The 17,986-nt window shown below is 66.4% G+C and carries 19 protein-coding genes; 11 read left to right on the forward strand and 8 right to left on the reverse strand.

What is annotated here, in order from left to right; genetic code table 11:
• Positions 1-60 precede the first annotated feature (60 nt).
• A complete protein-coding gene (locus UUA_RS10015) occupies positions 61-828 on the reverse strand; it encodes an FHA domain-containing protein (RefSeq protein ID WP_008436455.1) in 768 nt (255 codons plus the stop codon).
• Positions 829-909: 81 nt separating this feature from the next.
• Here UUA_RS10015 and UUA_RS10020 point away from each other — a divergent pair, with 81 nt between their 5' ends.
• The gene (locus UUA_RS10020) at positions 910-1,185 is read left to right on the forward strand and encodes a polyhydroxyalkanoic acid system family protein (RefSeq protein ID WP_008436457.1); all 276 of its coding nucleotides are present in this window, start codon (positions 910-912) and stop codon (positions 1,183-1,185) included.
• 107 nt (positions 1,186-1,292) lie between these two features.
• Entirely contained in the window at positions 1,293-1,511 is a 219-nt protein-coding gene (gene infA, locus UUA_RS10025) for a translation initiation factor IF-1 (protein ID WP_008436469.1), read from the forward strand.
• Between the two features lie 113 nt (positions 1,512-1,624).
• Here infA and clpA read toward each other — a convergent pair whose 3' ends face one another.
• Both clpA and clpS read right to left on the reverse strand, forming a co-directional pair.
• Positions 1,625-3,895 (reverse strand): ATP-dependent Clp protease ATP-binding subunit ClpA, encoded by a 2,271-nt coding sequence (gene clpA / locus UUA_RS10030; RefSeq protein WP_008436470.1) that lies wholly within the window; start codon positions 3,893-3,895, stop codon positions 1,625-1,627.
• A gap of 66 nt (positions 3,896-3,961) precedes the next feature.
• On the reverse strand, positions 3,962-4,288 hold the full coding sequence (clpS, locus tag UUA_RS10035) for an ATP-dependent Clp protease adapter ClpS (protein WP_039953818.1): 327 nt from the start codon (positions 4,286-4,288) through the stop codon (positions 3,962-3,964).
• Positions 4,289-4,405: 117 nt separating this feature from the next.
• Here clpS and UUA_RS10040 point away from each other — a divergent pair, with 117 nt between their 5' ends.
• The 3 genes from UUA_RS10040 to hflD are packed head-to-tail and all read left to right on the forward strand — an operon-like array spanning position 4,406 to position 6,670.
• The gene (locus UUA_RS10040; RefSeq protein ID WP_039953770.1) at positions 4,406-4,891 is read left to right on the forward strand and encodes an NUDIX hydrolase; all 486 of its coding nucleotides are present in this window, start codon (positions 4,406-4,408) and stop codon (positions 4,889-4,891) included.
• On the forward strand, positions 4,888-6,036 hold the full coding sequence (mnmA, locus tag UUA_RS10045) for a tRNA 2-thiouridine(34) synthase MnmA (RefSeq protein WP_039953771.1): 1,149 nt from the start codon (positions 4,888-4,890) through the stop codon (positions 6,034-6,036). Before UUA_RS10040 ends, mnmA begins: the two co-directional genes overlap by 4 nt.
• A 10-nt stretch (positions 6,037-6,046) precedes the next feature.
• Positions 6,047-6,670 (forward strand): high frequency lysogenization protein HflD, encoded by a 624-nt coding sequence (hflD, locus tag UUA_RS10050; RefSeq protein WP_008436474.1) that lies wholly within the window; start codon positions 6,047-6,049, stop codon positions 6,668-6,670.
• A gap of 144 nt (positions 6,671-6,814) precedes the next feature.
• On the opposite strand, the gene UUA_RS10055 is transcribed toward hflD, so the two are convergent.
• Entirely contained in the window at positions 6,815-8,071 is a 1,257-nt protein-coding gene (locus UUA_RS10055; protein ID WP_008436475.1) for a porin, read from the reverse strand.
• Between the two features lie 194 nt (positions 8,072-8,265).
• Between UUA_RS10055 and rnt the strand changes: the two genes are divergently transcribed.
• The 6 genes from rnt to phoU all read left to right on the forward strand — a co-directional run bounded on the left by rnt (position 8,266) and on the right by phoU (position 13,795).
• Complete coding sequence (gene rnt / locus UUA_RS10060; protein ID WP_008436476.1) at positions 8,266-8,928, forward strand: ribonuclease T; 663 nt, start codon at positions 8,266-8,268, stop codon at positions 8,926-8,928.
• 185 nt (positions 8,929-9,113) lie between these two features.
• Complete coding sequence (gene pstS, locus UUA_RS10065; RefSeq protein WP_008436478.1) at positions 9,114-10,145, forward strand: phosphate ABC transporter substrate-binding protein PstS; 1,032 nt, start codon at positions 9,114-9,116, stop codon at positions 10,143-10,145.
• A gap of 74 nt (positions 10,146-10,219) precedes the next feature.
• The gene (gene pstC, locus UUA_RS10070; protein ID WP_008436479.1) at positions 10,220-11,239 is read left to right on the forward strand and encodes a phosphate ABC transporter permease subunit PstC; all 1,020 of its coding nucleotides are present in this window, start codon (positions 10,220-10,222) and stop codon (positions 11,237-11,239) included.
• Positions 11,239-12,105 (forward strand): phosphate ABC transporter permease PstA, encoded by an 867-nt coding sequence (gene pstA, locus UUA_RS10075; protein ID WP_008436480.1) that lies wholly within the window; start codon positions 11,239-11,241, stop codon positions 12,103-12,105. Before pstC ends, pstA begins: the two co-directional genes overlap by 1 nt.
• The gene (gene pstB, locus UUA_RS10080) at positions 12,098-12,907 is read left to right on the forward strand and encodes a phosphate ABC transporter ATP-binding protein PstB (protein ID WP_008436482.1); all 810 of its coding nucleotides are present in this window, start codon (positions 12,098-12,100) and stop codon (positions 12,905-12,907) included. The genes pstA and pstB overlap by 8 nt, the downstream gene beginning before the upstream one ends.
• Before the next feature lie 165 nt (positions 12,908-13,072).
• Positions 13,073-13,795, forward strand: coding sequence for a phosphate signaling complex protein PhoU (gene phoU / locus UUA_RS10085; protein WP_008436483.1), 723 nt, complete (start codon positions 13,073-13,075; stop codon positions 13,793-13,795).
• Between the two features lie 103 nt (positions 13,796-13,898).
• Here the strand turns inward: phoU and sugE are convergent, their stop codons facing one another.
• From sugE to rnr, 4 genes are all read right to left on the reverse strand, one after another.
• Positions 13,899-14,216: a quaternary ammonium compound efflux SMR transporter SugE gene (gene sugE / locus UUA_RS10090; RefSeq protein WP_008436485.1), complete on the reverse strand. Its 318-nt coding sequence runs from the start codon at positions 14,214-14,216 to the stop codon at positions 13,899-13,901.
• Between the two features lie 76 nt (positions 14,217-14,292).
• Positions 14,293-14,562, reverse strand: coding sequence for a CBU_0592 family membrane protein (locus UUA_RS10095; protein WP_008436486.1), 270 nt, complete (start codon positions 14,560-14,562; stop codon positions 14,293-14,295).
• Positions 14,559-15,305, reverse strand: a complete 747-nt coding sequence (gene rlmB, locus UUA_RS10100) for a 23S rRNA (guanosine(2251)-2'-O)-methyltransferase RlmB (RefSeq protein ID WP_008436487.1) — start codon at positions 15,303-15,305, stop codon at positions 14,559-14,561. The genes UUA_RS10095 and rlmB overlap by 4 nt, the downstream gene beginning before the upstream one ends.
• Positions 15,302-17,869 carry a ribonuclease R gene (gene rnr, locus UUA_RS10105; protein ID WP_008436488.1) on the reverse strand — a complete coding sequence of 856 codons (2,568 nt, stop codon included), beginning with the start codon at positions 17,867-17,869 and terminating at the stop codon, positions 15,302-15,304. The genes rlmB and rnr overlap by 4 nt, the downstream gene beginning before the upstream one ends.
• Positions 17,870-17,986 lie beyond the last annotated feature (117 nt).

The raw sequence follows: 17,986 nt of genomic DNA on the forward strand, positions 1-17,986 counted from the left end.
GGGTATCCGGTGCATTATGGCGCAGCGCAGCATGAAGCCGTCAACTGCCTGCGGCAACCGTCAAAAGCGGATCAGCAGCACCAGCGCAATGCCCAGTGCCAGCACGGCGGCGGTGACGATCAGCCACCACACTTCACCGCTCGGGCCAGCCGATTCCTCGGGCAGGCGTGGCGGCAACGGTTCGGCCGCCACGATCTCCGGTTCCGGCTCCATGCCTGGTCCGTCGACCACGAAACGGTGCATCGCCACGCCGATCTGGTCACCGGGCTGCAGCGCCAGCTGCTGCACCGTCACGCCGTTGACCCTGAGCGGGTGGCGTTCGCTCGGGCGGGTGGCCTGCAGCCACAGCTGGCCTTCCTCCCAGAAGATCCGCAGCGCCACGACGTCACCCTGCGGCAGTTCCAGCGGGCAATCGCCGTGCGGCCCGAACGTGAGGCTGTCCCGCAGCGGCAACACCCGCCCCGACAGCGGACCGGCCACGGCGCGCAGCGCCACCGTGCAACGGCCCTGTTCGGGCACGTTCAGCGGCGGGCGGCGGGCAGGATCTTCATCGGCTCGCAACAGCAGGCGGCAGTCGCCCACGCTGACCACGTCGCCGGCACGCAGCAAGGCCCGCTCGCGCACCGGTCGCGCATTGACGTAAATGCGGTCGGCCGACGGCAGCACCTGCAGCACCCAGCCGCGGCGATCCTGCTGGATGCGCAGGTGATGCGGCGCCGCCTGGTCGATGGCCAGCACCAGGTCGTTGTCGGGGGCGCTGCCGATGCGCAGCTGTGCCGGCGCCCAATGGAAATCCTCACGGGCCGCATTGGGAAATTCGATACGCATGGATCAACCGGTCGATGGACCGCGAGACTCTAGCATGCAGTCGTGTGGCATTAAGATGGAGCTTTCGACCCGGAATCCGCCATGCCCAAGATCGACATCCGCCGCCCGCACCAGTTGCCGCTCGCCGAGGCCCGTGCCGTGGTCGACCAGGTCGCCGCGCGCATGCGCGAGAAATTCGGCATGGAGGGCCGCTGGCAGGACGACACCCTGCTGTTTTCCCGGCCCGGCGTCAGCGGCTCGATCGCCGTGGGCAGCGACACGATCCAGGTCAGGGCCGAGCTGGGCCTGCTGCTGGCGCCGCTGAAGGGCGTGGTCGAGCAGGAGATCCGGCGCAAGCTGGACGAGCATTTCGCCTGATTCGGGCCGGCACGGATCGGCGTTGATGATTCTTTAACCACGCACTCATCCGTGGCATAATCGACGGCTTACGCAGCCATGACGGCTGTGCGCGACCCCCGGAACACATGGCCAAAGACGACGTCATCGAAATGGAAGGCACGGTCCAGGAGACCCTGCCGAACACCATGTTTCGTGTGCAGTTGGAGAACGGGCACGTCATCGTCGCCCACATCTCCGGCCGCATGCGCAAGCACTACATCCGCATCCTTACCGGCGACAAGGTCAAGATTGAAATGACCCCGTACGACCTGAGCAAGGGACGCATCACCTACCGCATGAAGTAAGCGCGGCTGCGCCGGGCGGCCACGCCCGTACGCGGCGCCGCGCTCGCGGTGTGGGGTGTCGGGCACGACAAAGGCGGCGCCATGCGCCGCCTTTGCTTTGCCCCTCGTCCAGCTTACTCGACCACGGCCGGCAGCTTTTCGGCCGCCTTGCAGTCGACCTTCAGCTCGCCGTCCGCCACGCTCAGGCGAACCACGCCACCCTCGGCCAGCTTGCCGAACAAGAGCTCGTCGGCCAGCGGGCGCTTCACCTTCTCCTGGATCACCCGCGCCATCGGGCGTGCGCCCATCTGCGGATCGAAGCCGTGCTCGGCCAGCCAGCGGCGGGCGTCCGCGTCCACGTCCAGGCTCACCCGCTTCTCGGTCAACTGGCTTTCCAGTTCGATCAGGAACTTGTCGACCACGCGCAGGATGTGCTCGAAGTCGAGCGCGGCGAACTGGATGATCGCGTCCAGCCGGTTGCGGAACTCCGGCGTGAAGATGCGGCGGATCACTTCCATCGCGTCCGACTCGTGCTTCTGCTCGACGAAGCCCATGCTGCGCCGCGCGGCGATCGCCGCGCCCGCGTTGGTGGTCATCACCACCACCACGTTCTTGAAGTTCGCCTCGCGCCCGTTGGTGTCGGTCAGCACGCCGCGGTCCATCACCTGCAGCAGGATGTTGAACACGTCCGGGTGCGCCTTCTCGATCTCGTCCAGCAGCAGCACCGCGTGCGGATGCTTGGTCACCGCCTCGGTCAGCAGGCCGCCCTGGTCGAAGCCGACGTAGCCCGGGGGTGCGCCGACCAGCCGCGATACCGAATGCCCTTCCATGTATTCGGACATGTCGAAGCGGATCATCTCGATGCCCAGCTGCATCGCCAGCTGCTTGGTCACCTCGGTCTTGCCCACGCCGGTCGGGCCGGCCAGCAGGAAGCAGCCGATCGGCTTGGACGGGTCGGCCAGGCCCGAGCGGGCCATCTTGATCGACGCGGCCAGCGCCTCGATCGCCGGGTCCTGCCCGAACACCACCATCTTCAGGTTGCGCTCGAGGTTGCGCAGCACGTCGCGATCCGATGCGGAGACTTGCTTGGCCGGGATCCGCGCCATCTTGGCGACGATGTACTCCACCTCGGTGACGTCGACCTTGCCGGTGCGCTGGTCTTCCGGCAGCAGCCGCTGGCGGGCACCGGCCTCGTCGATCACGTCGATCGCCTTGTCCGGCAGCAGTCGGTCGGGGATGTGCTTCACCGACAAGTCCACCGCCGCCTTCAGCGCCTCGTTGGTGTACGCCACGTGGTGGTGTTCCTCGAAACGCGAGCGCAGACCCTTGAGGATCTCGATGCTGTCGGCCACGGTCGGCTCGACCACGTCGATCTTCTGGAAGCGGCGGGCCAGCGCGCGATCCTTTTCGAACACGCCGCGGTATTCCTGGAACGTGGTCGAACCGATGCAGCGCAGCTCGCCGGAAGCGAGCATCGGCTTGATTAGATTCGACGCGTCCATGGTGCCGCCCGACGCCGAACCGGCGCCGATGATGGTGTGGATCTCGTCTATGAACAGGATCGCGCCCGGCTGCTTCTTCAGCTGCGCGATCACGCCCTTCAGGCGCTTCTCGAAATCGCCGCGGTACTTGGTGCCAGCCACCAGTGCACCCAGGTCGAGCGCCCAGATCGTGGCGTCTTCCAGCACCTCAGGCACCTCACCGTCGACGATGCGCTTGGCCAGGCCCTCGGCCAGCGCGGTCTTGCCCACGCCAGCCTCACCCACGTACAGCGGGTTGTTCTTGCGCCGGCGGCACAGCACCTGGATGGTGCGCTCGATCTCGTCGGCGCGGCCGATCAGCGGATCGATCTTGCCTTCCAGCGCCAGCTCGTTGAGGTTGCTGGCGAACTCGTGCAGCGGGTTGCCCTTCGGCTCGCCGCCCTCCTCGCCCTCGCGCTCACCGCCGGACACGCCGGCCGCCGGCTCGTCGCCGATCTTGGCGATGCCGTGCGAGATGTAGTTGACCACGTCGAGCCGGGTGATCTCCTGCTGGTGCATGAAATACACCGCGTGCGAATCCTTCTCGCCGAAGATCGCCACCAGCACGTTGGCGCCGGTGACCTCCTTGCGGCCCGAGGATTGCACGTGGTAGACGGCGCGCTGCAGCACGCGCTGGAAGCCCAGCGTCGGTTGCGTGTCGCGCTCATCGCCGGGCGGCAGCACCGGCACGGTCTCGTTGATGATGCGTTCCAGGTCGGCCGACAGCCGCGGCAGGTCCGCGCCGCAGGCGCGCAGGGCGCCGAGCGCCGACTGGTTCTCGGTCAGCGCCAGCAGCAGGTGCTCCACCGTCATGAACTCATGGCGCTGTTCGCGGGCCCGCTTGTAGCAATGGCCGATGGTGACTTCAAGATCCTTGCTGAACATTCGGATCATCTCCGCTTGCAATGTTGAGCGGCCTTCAGCGCCGCGATGAGCACAAAATGGGGTCGCTCAAAGCTTTTCCATAGTGCACAGCAACGGGTGCTGATGGGAACGTGAATATTCGTTGACGTGGGTTACCTTGGTTTCGGCCACTTCGCGGGTAAATACACCGCAGACGCCGCGTCCGCGGGTGTGGACGTGCAGCATCACCTGCACCGCCTGTTCCTGATCCAGGTTGAAGAAGGTTCGCAGCACCTCGACCACGAAGTCCATCGGGGTGAAGTCGTCGTTCAGCAGCAGCACCTGGAACAGCGGAGGTCGCGCTACCTCGGGCTTGGCGGTTTCCAGCGCCAGGCCGCGGCCGCTGTCTTGCTCGTTGTCGGGTTGATGGGCCATGTTTTCCGGCATCGTGTTTCTGGCTGGGAGTATACGCTGCGACGGTGCATCCACCTGTCGCGGTGCGATGGCAGAGGTGATGGCACAATGACGCTTTTTCCAGCCCCGTGTTCCTGCATGTCCACAGCCTCCACCCCTGCCGAAGTCTGGCGCCCGCACGTCACCGTCGCCTGCGTAGTGGCCGACGGCGGGCGGTTCCTGATGGTCGAGGAAGAGGTCAACGGCCGACCTGCCTGGAACCAGCCGGCCGGCCATCTGGAAGACGGCGAAAGCCTCGCCGCGGCGGCTCTGCGCGAGACGCTGGAGGAAACCGGCTGGACGGTACAACTGCAGCACCTGATTGGCGTGCACCAGTGGCGCAGCACCGAGCACGGCGACGCAGTGGTCCGCTTCAGCTTTGCCGCGCGTGCGCTCAGCCACGACCCGCAGCGCGCGCTGGATACCGACATCCGCCGCGCCGTATGGCTGACCCGGACCGAGATCGCCGCCTTGGGCGAGCGCCTGCGCAGCCCGACGATCCTGCAGAGCATCGACCTGTGGCTGGGCGGCCAGCGGCTGCCGCTGGAAGTGCTGAGCCACCTGCCCGGAGGCGGCAAGCCGTGAGGGTGATGCTGGGCATCTCCGGCGGCGTCGACTCCTCGGTGGCGGCGCTGCTGCTGCAAGAGGCCGGCTACCAGGTCGAAGGCCTGTTCATGCAGAACTGGGAGGAGGACGAGCGCAGCGGCCCCTGCACCACCGACGCCGACCGCAAGGACGCCGTGGCGGTGTGCGGCCGACTCGGCATCCCGTTCCACGCACGCAATTTCGCCGCGGAATACTGGGACGGCGTGTTCGAGCACTTCCTTGCCGAATACCGCACCGGACGCACGCCGAACCCCGATGTGCTGTGCAACCGTGAGATCAAGTTCAAGACCTTCCTGGACGAGGCCCGCGCGCTCGGCGCCGAGAAGATCGCCACCGGCCACTACGCCCGCGTCGACTGCAAGGACGGCCGCTACCGGTTGCTGCGCGCAGTGGACACGGCCAAGGACCAGAGCTATTTCCTGCACGCGCTGGGCCAGCAGCAGCTGGCCGCCACGCTGTTCCCGCTGGGCGGGATGGAGAAGCCCCGCGTGCGCGAGATGGCCCGCGCGGCGGGGCTGCCCACCCACGCGAAGAAGGACTCGACCGGCATCTGCTTCATCGGCGAACGCGATTTCCGCGGCTTCCTGGCCCATTACATTCCCGCCCGCCCGGGCGAGATGCGCACGCCTGCCGGCGAACTGGTCGGCGAACACCAGGGTGTCATGTACTACACGCTGGGCCAGCGCAACGGGCTGGGCATCGGCGGCCGCCACGGTGCCGGCGGCGAGGCGTGGTACGTGGTCGGCAAGGACGTGGCGGCGAACGTGCTGTACGTGGCCCAGGGCGGCGAGAACCGCTGGTTGTATTCGCGCCGGCTGCGCTCGGAGCTGCCCAGCTGGATCGACGGCATCGCGCCGGCCACCCGTTTCCGCTGCACCGCGTGCACCCGCTACCGCCAGGCCGACCAGGCCTGCGAGGTCGAGGTGACCGACGATGGACTTGAGGTACGCTTCGACCAACCCCAGCGTGCCGTCACCCCCGGGCAATCGGTGGTCCTCTACGATGGCGAGGTCTGCCTCGGCGGCGCGGTGATCGCCGCCACCGACGCGCCCTACGGCGGCCTGCTGCCTCCATTCCAGTCCTCCCCCACGCATCCCGCAGGAGAACCGCAAGCTCGTGTTTGAAACTTTTTCCATGACCGAAGAGCGCGTGCTCGCCCTCGCCGGCCTGTTCCAGGCCTGTGCACTGGCGCAGCAGCTGGCCAACGAGGGGCGCTGCGACGAGGCCGCGATGGAGGCCAGCGTGGCCAGCGTGTTCCGCATCGACGCGCCTTCGGTGGTCGGCGTGTACGGCAACATCTCGAACGTGCGGCTTGGCCTGCGCACGCTGATCGCGCAACTGGACGAAAGCTCCCCGGACATGTCGGTGACGCGCATGACGGTGACCGTGATGCGGCTGGAGCGCAGCCTGTCATCGCGTGCGGACCTGCTGGAGAAACTGCAGCAGGGGATCATCGCCGCCCAGCGGCAGGTCGAGCATTTCGGCCAGGATTCCAGCCAGGTCAACAGCCGGCTGGCCGAGGTCTACGCGTCGACCCTGTCGATCCTCAAGCCGCGCGTGATGGTCAGTGGCAATCCGCAACAATTGCAGCAGACTGCCGTGGTGGAAAAGGTGCGCACGAACCTGCTCGCCGCCGTGCGCTCGGCGGTGCTGTGGCGGCAACTCGGCGGGCGCCAGTGGCAGCTGCTGCTGTACCGGCGGCAATGCAGCATGCTGGCCCGCGGCCTGCTGACCGGGGCCACGCTGGACCATCGCTGACGACGGCCCGCCCGACGACGGAAAAGCAAACGGCGGGCTGATGCCCGCCGTTTTCCTTCCCTGGGTGGAACTCCCTTGCGATAGTCCGTCTGTCACTCAACCCGTGCAGGCAGCATGTCGCCCGCACGTGTCAGTGGCATGGCATCAGAATGACACTTCGCCGAACACGCCGACCTCGTTGGTCTTGGTGTTCTGCACGTGCGGCGGCACCGGGGTGGTGACCGACTTCTCGACCTTGCCGTGCTTCCACACGCCAGCCAGCTTGAAGCCCTTGGTCACCTGGTACTCGACGCCGGCGTTGTAGTAGACGTCCTTGTTGGCGCTGTCCAGCGTCTTGCTGAGCTTGGCATTGTCGTAGCGGGCGAAGATGTTCACGTTGTCCGCCACCGCCACGCTGCCCCAGAGTGAGTAGCCGTCGGCCTTGTCGGAAGACAGGGTGCGAACGTTGTTCCAGTTCTTCGCGGTGAAGTATTCGGCACCCACGCGGAACGCCTTGCTGGCATAGGCCACCATGAAGTCGCCGCGCGAGGCGGTATGCAGCGCGTCGATGTTCTCGGTCTCCTGGCCGCGATTGCCGCTGTAGCCGCCCACCGCCACCACCATGTTCTCGAACGGCACGAAGCCTACGCGGCCTTCGAAGTCCACGCCCTTGCTGCGGCCGGGGTTCTTGTAGCCGTTGCCGTTGACCACCGACACCGCGTAGTTGAGCGACTTGCTGGCGCCGATGTCGCCGCCCAGGTGCAGGCCCCAGTCAGCCGAGTTGCCGTACTTCAGGCGGTCGGTAATGGTGTTTTCGACGTAGCGGAAGCCGTAGTACTTCTCGGCGAACGGGATCCACGGCATGTCCGCCGAACCGACGCGGAACACCGCAGCGTCGTCGAACTTGCCCTGCACGTAGGCCTTCTTGACGAACACGCTGGTCTGGCCATCGTTGCTGACATAGTTGAAGTCGGTGGTCAGGTTGGCCGACCAGATGTCGTTGAACTTGTGGTCGACGCCGAGGTAGAAGCGCTTCACGTCCAGGCCGAAGCCGGACTTGTCGCTCTTGCCCTTGTCGCTGTTCTTGTCGTCGATGCTGGTGAAGTCGAAGAACATCTTGCCCGACAGCGTGGTGTTGTTGATCGCCTTCGACAGCGCGGCGAGCTTCTTGTCGCTGGCCGCCGTCACATTGGTGGCCTTCTCCACCGCCTGGCCGGTGCTGACGTTGATCTCGGACTGGGCGTCGGTGCGCTGTTCCAGTTCGTCCACCTTGGCCTGCAGCGCGGCCAGTTGTGCCTTCAGCTGTTCGATCTCGCCATTGTTGGCGGCGGCCGTCCTGCTCTGCGCCGGCGCCGCGGAAGCTGCAACGCTGGTGAGACCCAGGCCGGCGGCAATCGCCACCGCAATCAGTTTGGAACGCATGTGATTCTCCGCAAGTGGGTGGAAAGCATCTCGATCGCCCCCTCGATCCGATGGCTGGCTAGCGATTGGTTAACAAGTCTGACCGGGGAATTTTACGGTTGGGTGCAGCTTTGATGACAAATCAAAGACAGCGCCACGACACCGGAGGAAAGTGCGCATCTCGTGCCGCATGATGCGGCTGATATGCTTTGTAGATGGATATTCCCAGCAACAACATTACCGCACCGCGCATGGCTGAACGGTTTCGCGGTTTCCTGCCGGTGGTGATTGACGTGGAAACCGGCGGCTTCGATGCCGAGCATGACGCCCTGCTGGAGATCGCCGCGGTGCCATTGACCATGGACGAAGGTGGCTACCTGCGGTCGCAACCCACCGTATCCACGCACGTGGAGCCGTTTCCAGGCGCCAATCTGGACCCGCGTTCGCTGGAGATCACCGGCATCGACCCGACCAACCCGCTGCGCGGGGCGCTGGCCGAGAGGCAGGCGCTGGACCATATCTTCCATGTGGTGCGCGAGGCGGTGCGCGCGGCCGGCTGCCAGCGGGCGATCCTGGTCGGCCACAACGCTGCGTTCGACCTCGGCTTCCTGAACCAGGCGGTGCGTCGTTGCGGCCACAAGCGCAACCCGTTCCACCCGTTCAGCTGCTTCGATACGGTCAGCCTCGGCGGCCTCGCCTACGGCCAGACCGTGCTGAGCAAGGCGGTGCTGGCCGCCGGCCACGCGTTCGACAGCCGCGAGGCACACTCGGCGGTGTATGACGCCGAGCGCACCGCCGAACTGTTCTGCAGCGTGGTCAACCGCTGGCGCCAGCTGGAACTGTTCGAGCAGGCCCGCAGCGGCCTCGACGCCGCCTGATCCGTCGCGCCGGCGCGCTACCGCTGGCGGCGGCCGTCGTGCGCCGCCGGATGCCAGACCCGGCTCGCATGAAACGGCCATGTGACAGTCTGTCATATGCCTGCAACATTCATTTCATCCAATGGCAACACGAAAAGCCTGAAATGGTGGGGTCGCATCCGACTTCCCTCAAAGGAGCTACCGTGTTGACCATCAACAAAACCCCGCTTCGCTTCGCTGCCGTGGCCGCGCTTGCCGTGGCCTCGACCTTCGGCGCAGCCGCGCACGCCACCGACATCACCGGCGCCGGCTCCAGCTTCGTCTACCCGGTCATGTCCAAGTGGTCGGCGGCGTACGCCGAGAAGACCGGCAACCACCTGAACTACCAGTCGGTCGGTTCCGGTGCCGGCATCGCGCAGATCAAGGAAGGCACCATCGACTTCGGCGCCTCCGACGCGCCGATGAAGACCGAAGACCTGCAGAAGTACGGCCTCGGCCAGTTTCCGCTGGTGGTCGGCGGCATCGTTCCGGTCGTCAACATCTCCGGCGTGAAGCCGGGCCAGATCAAGCTGGACGGTACCACCCTCGCCGACATCTTCCTGGGCAAGATCACCAACTGGAACGACCCGAAGATCGCCGCGTTGAACGCCGGCCTCAGCCTGCCGGCCGGCAAGATCACCGTGGTGCATCGCTCGGACGGCTCGGGCACCTCGTTCAACTTCACCAACTACCTGTCCAAGGTCAGCCCGGAATGGGCCAGCAAGGTGAAGTTCGGCACCGCCGTGGAATGGCCGACCGGCGTGGGCGGCAAGGGCAATGAAGGTGTGTCGCAGTACGTGCGTCAGATCAAGGGCTCGATCGGCTACGTCGAATACGCCTACGCGGTGAAGAACAAGATCAGCTGGGTCGACCTGAAGAACTCCACTGGCAACGTCGTCTCGCCGAACGCCGCCAGCTTCGCGGCGGCCGCAGCGACAGCCGACTGGGCCAGCGCCAAGGACTTCAACCTGATCATGACCAACGCCCCGGGCGAGCAGGCGTGGCCGATCGCGGCCACGGTCTGGATGATCATGTACAAGCACCCGAAGAATGCGACCAACACCAAGGTGGCGTTCGACTTCTTCAAGTCCGCCCTGGAGCACGGCCAGCAGGCTGCCAGCGAACTGGATTACGTGCCGCTGCCGGCGTCGCTGGTCAGCCAGATCGAGGCGTACTGGGCGTCCGAGTTCAAGCATTGATGCAGTAAAAAGGAATCCCCCGCCGATCCTGTCGGCGGGGGATTTCGATTTTTCATCCGCACTACTGGATTCTCATGCCAGCAACCGAAACGGCCATCTCGGCTACCGACATCCTGGAACAGCGCAGCCGTCGCGATGCCCGCCACGAGCGGCTGTTCCGCTGGCTGTTGAAGGGCTGTGCGCTGCTGGTGCTGGCGTCCCTGCTCGGCGCCGCCGGCGCCACGCTGTGGGGTGGCCGCGACGCGTTCAGCGCGTTCGGCTGGCACTTCCTGGTCAGCTCGGAGTGGGATCCGGGCAATGAAGTCTACGGCGCGCTGGTGCCGGTCTACGGCACGGTCGTCACCTCGTTCATCGCGCTGCTGATCGCGGTGCCGATCAGCTTCGGCATAGCGGTCTATCTTTCCGAGGTCGCGCCGACCTGGCTGCGCACGCCGATCGCCTCGGCGATCGAACTGCTGGCCGGCATTCCCTCGATCATCTACGGCATGTGGGGCCTGTTCGTCTTCGCCCCGTTCTTCGCCGACCACATCAAGCCGTGGCTGACCAGCAACCTCGGCAACAAGCCCGACGACGGCAAGCTGTCATGGGTAGCCGAGCACGTGCCGTTCGTCGGCAAGCTGTTCGGCAGCGACTACCCGTTCGGCGCCAGCATTCTGGTGGCCGGCATCGTGCTGGCGATCATGGTCATCCCGTTCATCTCCTCGGTGATGCGTGAGGTGTTCCAGACCGTGCCGACACGATTGAAGGAGTCGGCCTATGCGCTTGGCTCCAGCACCTGGGAAGTATCGTGGGACATCGTGCTGCCATATACCCGCTCGGCGGTGATCGGCGGCATCTTCCTCGGCCTCGGCCGCGCGCTGGGCGAGACCATGGCGGTGACCTTCGTGCTCGGCAATGCGATGCACCTGTCGGCGTCGCTGCTCGATCCTGGCGCCTCGATCGCCTCGACCATCGCCAACCAGTTCAGCGAGGCGGTCGGCTTGCAGAAGTCCGCGCTGATGGCGCTGGCCTTCCTGCTGTTCGTGGTCACCTTCATCGTGTTGCTGATTGCGCGGCTGATGCTGCGCCGGCTGGCCAGCAAGGAGGGACGCTGATGAGCGCGCTGTACCTGCGCCGCCGCATCACCAACGCGGTCGCAATGTCGCTGAGCATGCTGGCCACCCTGGTCGGCCTGGCCTTCCTGGCGTGGATCCTGTGGGAAACCCTGCGTCAGGGCATCGGCGCACTGGACCTGAAGCTGTTCACCAAGGTCACCGCCTACGGCGAGGACGGCGGCCTGCTGAACTCGATGGTCGGCAGCCTGATCATCAACTTCATCGGCATCGGCCTCGCCACGCCGATCGGCGTGCTGGCCGGCACCTGGCTGGCCGAGTACGCCAACCGCACCCGGCTGGGCGAATCGATCCGCTTCCTCAACGACATCCTGCTGTCGGCGCCGTCGATCGTGATGGGCCTGTTCGTCTACACCATCATCGTGCTGCCGAGCACCACGCTCACCCACGGCTCGACCACGTTCTCCGGCTTCGCCGGCGGCGTGGCGCTGGCGTTGATCGCGCTGCCAGTGATCGTGCGCACCACCGACGAGATGCTGCGACTGGTGCCGTCCACGCTGCGCGAGGCGGCGCTGTCGCTGGGCGTGCCGCAGTGGAAGTTGACCTTGCAGATCCTGATCCGCGCCGCGCGCTCGGGCATCATCACCGGCGTGCTGCTGGCCCTGGCGCGCATCAGCGGCGAGACCGCGCCGCTCTTGTTCACCGCGTTCGGCAACAATTACATGGCGTTCAATCCGATGGACAAGATGTCCAGCCTCCCGCAGATCATCTACCAGTACGCCAACGACCCGGGCGACGCCATGCACGCCTTGGCCTGGGCCGGCGCGTTCGTGGTCACCATGTTCGTGCTGCTGCTGAGCCTGGCCTCGCGCCTGATCCTTTCCCGCAACAAGGTGTCCCATGACTGATTCCGCCCTCGCCACGAATCCCGCGCCGGTGGCGGCGGCAGCAGCCGTCGCGCCCAAGCTCATCGTGCGCGACCTGAACTTCTACTACGGCGGGTTCCAGGCGCTGAAAAGCATCAGCATGGACATTCCGGAGAAGCAGGTCACCGCGATCATCGGCCCGTCCGGCTGCGGCAAGTCGACCCTGCTGCGCATCTTCAATCGCATCTACGCGATCTACCCGAAGCAGGAGGCGAAAGGTTCGATCGAACTGGACGGCGAGAACGTCCTGGACCCCGGCTACTCGCTGAACCGCCTGCGCAGCAAGGTTGGCATGGTGTTTCAGAAGCCGGTACCGTTCCCGATGACGATCTTCGAGAACGTCGCCTACGGCATCCGCCACCACGAGAAGCTGTCGAAGGCGGACATGGAAGGCCGCGTGGAACAGGCCATGCGCAGCGCCGCGCTGTGGGACGAGGTGAAGGACAAGCTCAAGCAGAACGCGCTCGGCCTGTCCGGCGGCCAGCAGCAGCGCCTGTGCATCGCCCGCGCGATTGCGCTGCGGCCGGAAGTGCTGCTGCTGGACGAACCTACCTCGGCACTCGACCCGATCGCCACCAGCCGCATCGAGCAATTGGTGGAGGAGTTGAAAAGTCAGTTCACCATCGTCATCGTCACCCACAACATGCAGCAGGCGGCGCGCGTCTCCGACCTCACTGCATTCATGTACCTTGGCGAGCTGATCGAGTTCGACCAGACCGAGAAGATCTTCACCAAACCGGGCAAGAAGCAGACCGAGGACTACATCACCGGGCGCTTCGGCTGATAAACAACACTCCTCTCCCGCGGCGACCATGGGGAGTCCCTTTACGGGTGAGAGGGGTTGGGGTGAGGGTTCGGGCGGAGCATCAGCACCCCGCCCTGCCCGCACCCTCATCCGCCCTTCGGGCACCTTCTTCCCAGGGAGAAGGGAACAAGACACGAGGCATACATGAACACCGGTACCGACCACATCATCAAGAGTTACGACAGCGAACTGACCCGGCTCACCGGCGAGATCGTGCGCATGGGCGAACTGGCAGTGACGCAGCTTGAAGCGGCCATCGACGTGCTCGAGCGGCGCGACGAGCGCGCCGCCCGGCGCGTGGTCGGCAACGACGACGCGATCGACCAGCTGGAACAGGAAATCGGCCACGACGTGGTGCGCCTGCTGGCGCTGCGCGCGCCGATGGCCAGCGACCTGCGCAACGTATACGCGGCGTTGCGGATTGCCTCGGACATCGAACGCATCGGCGACTACGCCGCCAACGTCGCCAAGCGCTCGATCCCGCTGTCGATGGTGGCGCCGGTGGCGCCGGTCGGCGGCCTGCACCAGTTGGCCACGCTGGCCGCAGCCGAAGTGCGGCAGGTACTGGTGGCCTACCGTGACCGCGACGCCGAGCGCGCCTACCAGGTGTGGAAGGACGACGTGGTGCTGGACGAGGCCTATACCGGCTACTTCCGCCAGCTGCTCACCTACATGATGGAAGACCCCCGCAACATCACGCCGTGCACCCACCTGCTGTTCATGGCCAAGAACATCGAACGCATCGGCGACCACGCCACCAACATCGCCGAGAATGTGTGGTTCCAGGTCACCGGCGAGCCGCTGGACAAGCAGCGCAGCAAACGCGATCTCACCTCGAGCCCGGAAACCACCAAGCTCGGCGAGTGACTGGAACGTACGCCGCTCGGTAGGGCGGGCACCGCCCGCCGGCTTTTGCAGTTGAATGATTTCCGCGAGAGCGGCGGGCAGTGCCCGCCCTACTGTTCTTCAGCTAGCTGGCGGTGAGCTTGAGGCCGACGATGCCGACCACGATCAGCGCCACGCACAGCAGCCGCGGCAGCGTGGCCGGGTCGCCGAACAGCATGATGCCCAGCACCACTGCGCCGACCGCGCCGATGCCGGTCCAGATCGCATAGGCGGTGCCGATCGGCAGCGTCTTCACCGCCATCGCCAGCAGCACGATGCTGACCGCCATCGCCGCCAGCGTGCCGACCGTGGGCCACAACCGGGTAAAACCTTCGGTGTACTTGAGGCCGATGGCCCAGACCACTTCGAACAGGCCGGCCAGCAGCAGATAGATCCACGCCATGTGGTGTTCCTCTGTGGGTGGCAGGGCCGTCCCCGCAATGGGAAAGCGCGCAGGGTCGTCCCTGCGCACGCCGCTGCTATGGCAACTCGCGAGCCTCGCGGCGGCGCTGGATGCCACGCACGATGCCGTAGCTGCCGATCAGCAACCACGCCACCTGCATGATGAACGCCGCCAGATTGAAGTTGCCGAAGCCCAGCGACAGCATCACGCCGATCGCGCCCAGCACATTCATCAACTGGTAGGCCAGCCCACTACCCTGCAACTTGCGCTCCTGCAACAGGAAGAACGCCAGCAGCACCAGCGCCACGCCGAGATAGCCGGCCCAGTCGTACCAGAAAAAATTCATCGTTTCGCTCCGCGCTGGCGCAGGGCCTCGAACAATGCGACGCCAGTGGCGACGGAGACGTTGAGGCTCTCCATCGTGCCCGGCATCGGGATCTTCGCCACGAAATCGCACAACTCGCGGGTGAGCCGGCGGATGCCCTCGCCTTCGCTGCCCAGCACCAGCGCCACCGGTCCCTTGAAGTCGACGCCGTAGACGGTGGTGTCGGTGTCGCCGGCCAGGCCGGTGATCCACACGCCGGCGTCCTTCAGTTCGCGCAACGTGCGCGCCAGGTTGGTCACCGCGATCAGCGGCACGCGGTCGGCACCGCCGGCCGAGGCTCGGCGCACCACCGGCGTCAATCCCACCGCGCGATCCTTCGGCACGATCACCGCGGTGACCTTCGCCGCCGCCGCGCTGCGCAGGCAGGCACCGAGGTTGTGCGGGTCGGTGACGCCGTCGAGCACCAGCACCAGCGCGTCACTGCCGTCGCGCTCCAGCAGGCCGGCCAGGTCATTTTCGTGTGCAGCCGGGGCCGCTTCATAACGCGCCACCACGCCCTGGTGACGCGCTTCGCCGGCAAGCTTGTCCAGCTCGTCGCGCGGACGATGCTGCACCGGGATCTTCAGCTTCTTCGCGCGCTCGGCCAGCTCCAGCACGCGGGCATTGCGCTGGCCGTTCTCGACCAGCACCTCGCGCACGCGCTCGGCGTCGTTGCTCAACGCGCCTTCCACCGGGTTGATCCCGACGATCCAGCTCTCGCTCATGACTTGCCTTTCGGTTTCGATTTGCGGCCAGCGTGTTTCTTCGGTGTCTGCGGGGCGGCAGCGGGGACCGGCCCGCGTTTGGCGGAATCGCCTTTGCGCGGACGACGGTCGGATGGCGGCTCGACCTTGCGGCCCTGCTGCTGCCCGCCACCGGCTTGCTGGCGCGTTGCCGCCGCTGCACGCGACGGCGGATTATCACTCACCGCAGCCTTGCGCGGGGCCGGCGCCGGCGGCGCAGCGACCTCGACCTCCTTGCGACCAAACGCGCGACCGATCGCCTTGGCCGCCCTACCGAACATGCCCGGTGCCTTGGCCGTGGCGGCCTTCTTCGGCAGCGAGTAACGCTCGCCCGCGGCAGCATAGTCGTAGGCCTTGCCGCTGCCGGCCGGGGGCACGGCAGGCGTGCGCGGCGACACCAGCCGGAAGTCGATCTTGCGGTCTTCCAGGCTGGCGCGCAGCACCTTGATCCGCACGTGGTCACCGAGGCGGAACTGCGCGCCCGTACGCTCGCCCTTCAGCAGCTTGCGGGTAGCGTCGAAGTGGTAGTAGTCGTTCATCAGCTGGCTGATGTGCACCAGGCCGGACACCTTCGACTCGTCCAGTTCCACGAACAGGCCGAACGAGGTGACGCCGGTGACCACGCCGTCGAATTCGCTGCCGATGTGCTTCTCCATCCACGCGCACTTGAAGCGCTCGTCCACGTCGCGCTCGGCTTCCTCGGCGCGGCGCTCGCGCTGGGAACAGTGGATCGCCATCGCCGCCATCTCGGCGGGCGTATAGGTGTAGTCGGACGGCTTGCCCCCGCTCAGCGCGTAGCGGATCGCGCGATGCACCAGCAGGTCGGGGTAGCGGCGGATCGGCGAGGTGAAATGCGCGTACGCCTGCAGCGCCAGGCCGAAGTGGCCGCGGTTGTCCGGCTGGTAGGCCGCCATGCTCTGCGCGCGCAGCAGCACGCTCTGGATCAGCTCGCGCTCGGGACGATCCTGCACCATGCGCAGGATTTCGGCGAAGTCCGCCGGCGTCACCTCGTCCACCGGCGGCATGCGCAGCTTGAACTCGCGCAGGAACTGCTGCAGGTCCTCGTACTTCTCCGCCGGCGGCGGCTCGTGCGCGCGGAACAGCGCGGGAATTTTCTTCTTGTCCAGGAACAGCGCCGCCTGCACGTTGGCGGCGATCATGCATTCCTCGATCAGCTTGTGCGCGTCGTTGCGCTCGGTGGCGCCCATCGACTCGACCCCGCCGGTCTGGTCGAGGCGGAACTTCACCTCGGGTGTCTCGAAGTCGATCGCGCCGCGGCGCTTGCGCTGGCCCGCCATCGCCTTGTACAACGCGTGCAGGTGCTCCAGCTGCGGCAGCACGTCGGCCACTTCGTGGCGCGCGTCCGGTTCGCGCAGACCCACCGCCTGCCACACCTTGTCGTAGGTCAGCCGCGCATGCGACAGCATCACCGCGTCGTAGAACTTCGACTTGGTGACGTTGCCCTCGGCATCGACCAGCATCTCGCAGACCATGCACAGCCGCTCGACGCCCGGGTTCAGCGAACAGATGCCGTTGGACAGCGTCTCCGGCAGCATCGGCACCACGAAGCCGGGGAAGTAGGTGGAGGTGCTGCGCTCGAACGCTTCCTTGTCCAGCGCGTTGCTGACCTGCACGTAGTGCGAAACGTCGGCGATCGCCACGATCAGGCGCCAGCCGCCGCCACGCCTGGGTTCGGCGTATACCGCGTCGTCGAAGTCGCGCGCGTCGGCGCCGTCGATGGTCAGCAGCGGCAGCTTGCGCAGGTCGATGCGGCCCTCGCGCTCGGCGGCGGTCACCGCCGGTTCCACCTGCGCCGCGTCGCGCAGCACCTCGGCCGGCCATTCGTGCGGCAGGTCGTGGCTGGCAATCGCCATCTCCACCACCAGCGACGGCTGCAGGCGCTCGCCCAGCACCGTGCGGATCTCGCCAATCGGGCCGCGCTGCAGGGTCGGCGGATCGGTGATCTCGGCCACCACGATCTGGCCGGAACGCGCGCCCAGCTCGCGGCCGGGCTTGATCATCACGTCCTGGTTCAGGCGGCGATCGTCCGGCGTCACCAGGGTCACGCCGTTGTCGATCACCACCCGGCCAACCAAGCGCGGCGAACGACGCTGCAGCACCTCGGCGATCGCGCCCTGCCGGCGGCCACGGCGGTCGATGCCGACCACGCTGGCCAGCACGCGGTCGCCGTGCATCACCGCGCGCATCTGCTGTGGCGACAGGTACAGGTCGTCGCCGCCCTCGTCCGGGCGCAGGAAACCGTAGCCCTCGGCATTGGCCAGCACCACGCCGGCGATCAGGTCGAGCTTCTGCGTGGGCGCGTAGCCGCCGCGCCGGCCGAGCAGCAGCTGGCCGTCGCGCACCATCGCGGCAAGCCGCTTGCGCAGCGCCTCGAGGTCGGTTTCATCGTGGATATCCAGCGCCTCGGCGATGCGCGCCTCGGTCAGCAACTCGCCGCGCTGTTCGAGCAGGGCGAGGATCGCCTCGCGGCTGGGAATCGGGCGCGCATAACGCTGTGCCTCACGCTCGGCATGGGGATCGCGCACGGCGCCTGCGGCAGCCTTGTTGCGCTTGTCGGGTGCAGTGGCGGCCCGCGGCGCCTGTTTGGCGGGTTTCTTTGCGGCACGCGAGTCCTGGGGATGGCCGGAACGGGGGGGAGTTTT

The sequence above is a fragment of the Rhodanobacter thiooxydans LCS2 genome (genome assembly GCF_000264375.1).
GTDB classification, from domain to species: domain Bacteria; phylum Pseudomonadota; class Gammaproteobacteria; order Xanthomonadales; family Rhodanobacteraceae; genus Rhodanobacter; species Rhodanobacter thiooxydans.

Bases quoted from the DNA above. Each gene is read 5' to 3' on its own strand.
- UUA_RS10015 (WP_008436455.1), bottom strand. From the start codon at position 828: ATGCGTATCGAATTTCCCAATGCGGCCCGTGAGGATTTCCATTGGGCG.
- UUA_RS10020 (WP_008436457.1), top strand. From the start codon at position 910: ATGCCCAAGATCGACATCCGCCGCCCGCACCAGTTGCCGCTCGCCGAG.
- infA (WP_008436469.1), top strand. From the start codon at position 1,293: ATGGCCAAAGACGACGTCATCGAAATGGAAGGCACGGTCCAGGAGACC.
- clpA (WP_008436470.1), bottom strand. From the start codon at position 3,895: ATGTTCAGCAAGGATCTTGAAGTCACCATCGGCCATTGCTACAAGCGG.
- clpS (WP_039953818.1), bottom strand. From the start codon at position 4,288: ATGGCCCATCAACCCGACAACGAGCAAGACAGCGGCCGCGGCCTGGCG.
- UUA_RS10040 (WP_039953770.1), top strand. From the start codon at position 4,406: ATGTCCACAGCCTCCACCCCTGCCGAAGTCTGGCGCCCGCACGTCACC.
- hflD (WP_008436474.1), top strand. From the start codon at position 6,047: ATGACCGAAGAGCGCGTGCTCGCCCTCGCCGGCCTGTTCCAGGCCTGT.
- UUA_RS10055 (WP_008436475.1), bottom strand. From the start codon at position 8,071: ATGCGTTCCAAACTGATTGCGGTGGCGATTGCCGCCGGCCTGGGTCTC.
- rnt (WP_008436476.1), top strand. From the start codon at position 8,266: ATGGATATTCCCAGCAACAACATTACCGCACCGCGCATGGCTGAACGG.
- pstC (WP_008436479.1), top strand. From the start codon at position 10,220: ATGCCAGCAACCGAAACGGCCATCTCGGCTACCGACATCCTGGAACAG.
- pstA (WP_008436480.1), top strand. From the start codon at position 11,239: ATGAGCGCGCTGTACCTGCGCCGCCGCATCACCAACGCGGTCGCAATG.
- pstB (WP_008436482.1), top strand. From the start codon at position 12,098: ATGACTGATTCCGCCCTCGCCACGAATCCCGCGCCGGTGGCGGCGGCA.
- phoU (WP_008436483.1), top strand. From the start codon at position 13,073: ATGAACACCGGTACCGACCACATCATCAAGAGTTACGACAGCGAACTG.
- sugE (WP_008436485.1), bottom strand. From the start codon at position 14,216: ATGGCGTGGATCTATCTGCTGCTGGCCGGCCTGTTCGAAGTGGTCTGG.
- UUA_RS10095 (WP_008436486.1), bottom strand. From the start codon at position 14,562: ATGAATTTTTTCTGGTACGACTGGGCCGGCTATCTCGGCGTGGCGCTG.
- rlmB (WP_008436487.1), bottom strand. From the start codon at position 15,305: ATGAGCGAGAGCTGGATCGTCGGGATCAACCCGGTGGAAGGCGCGTTG.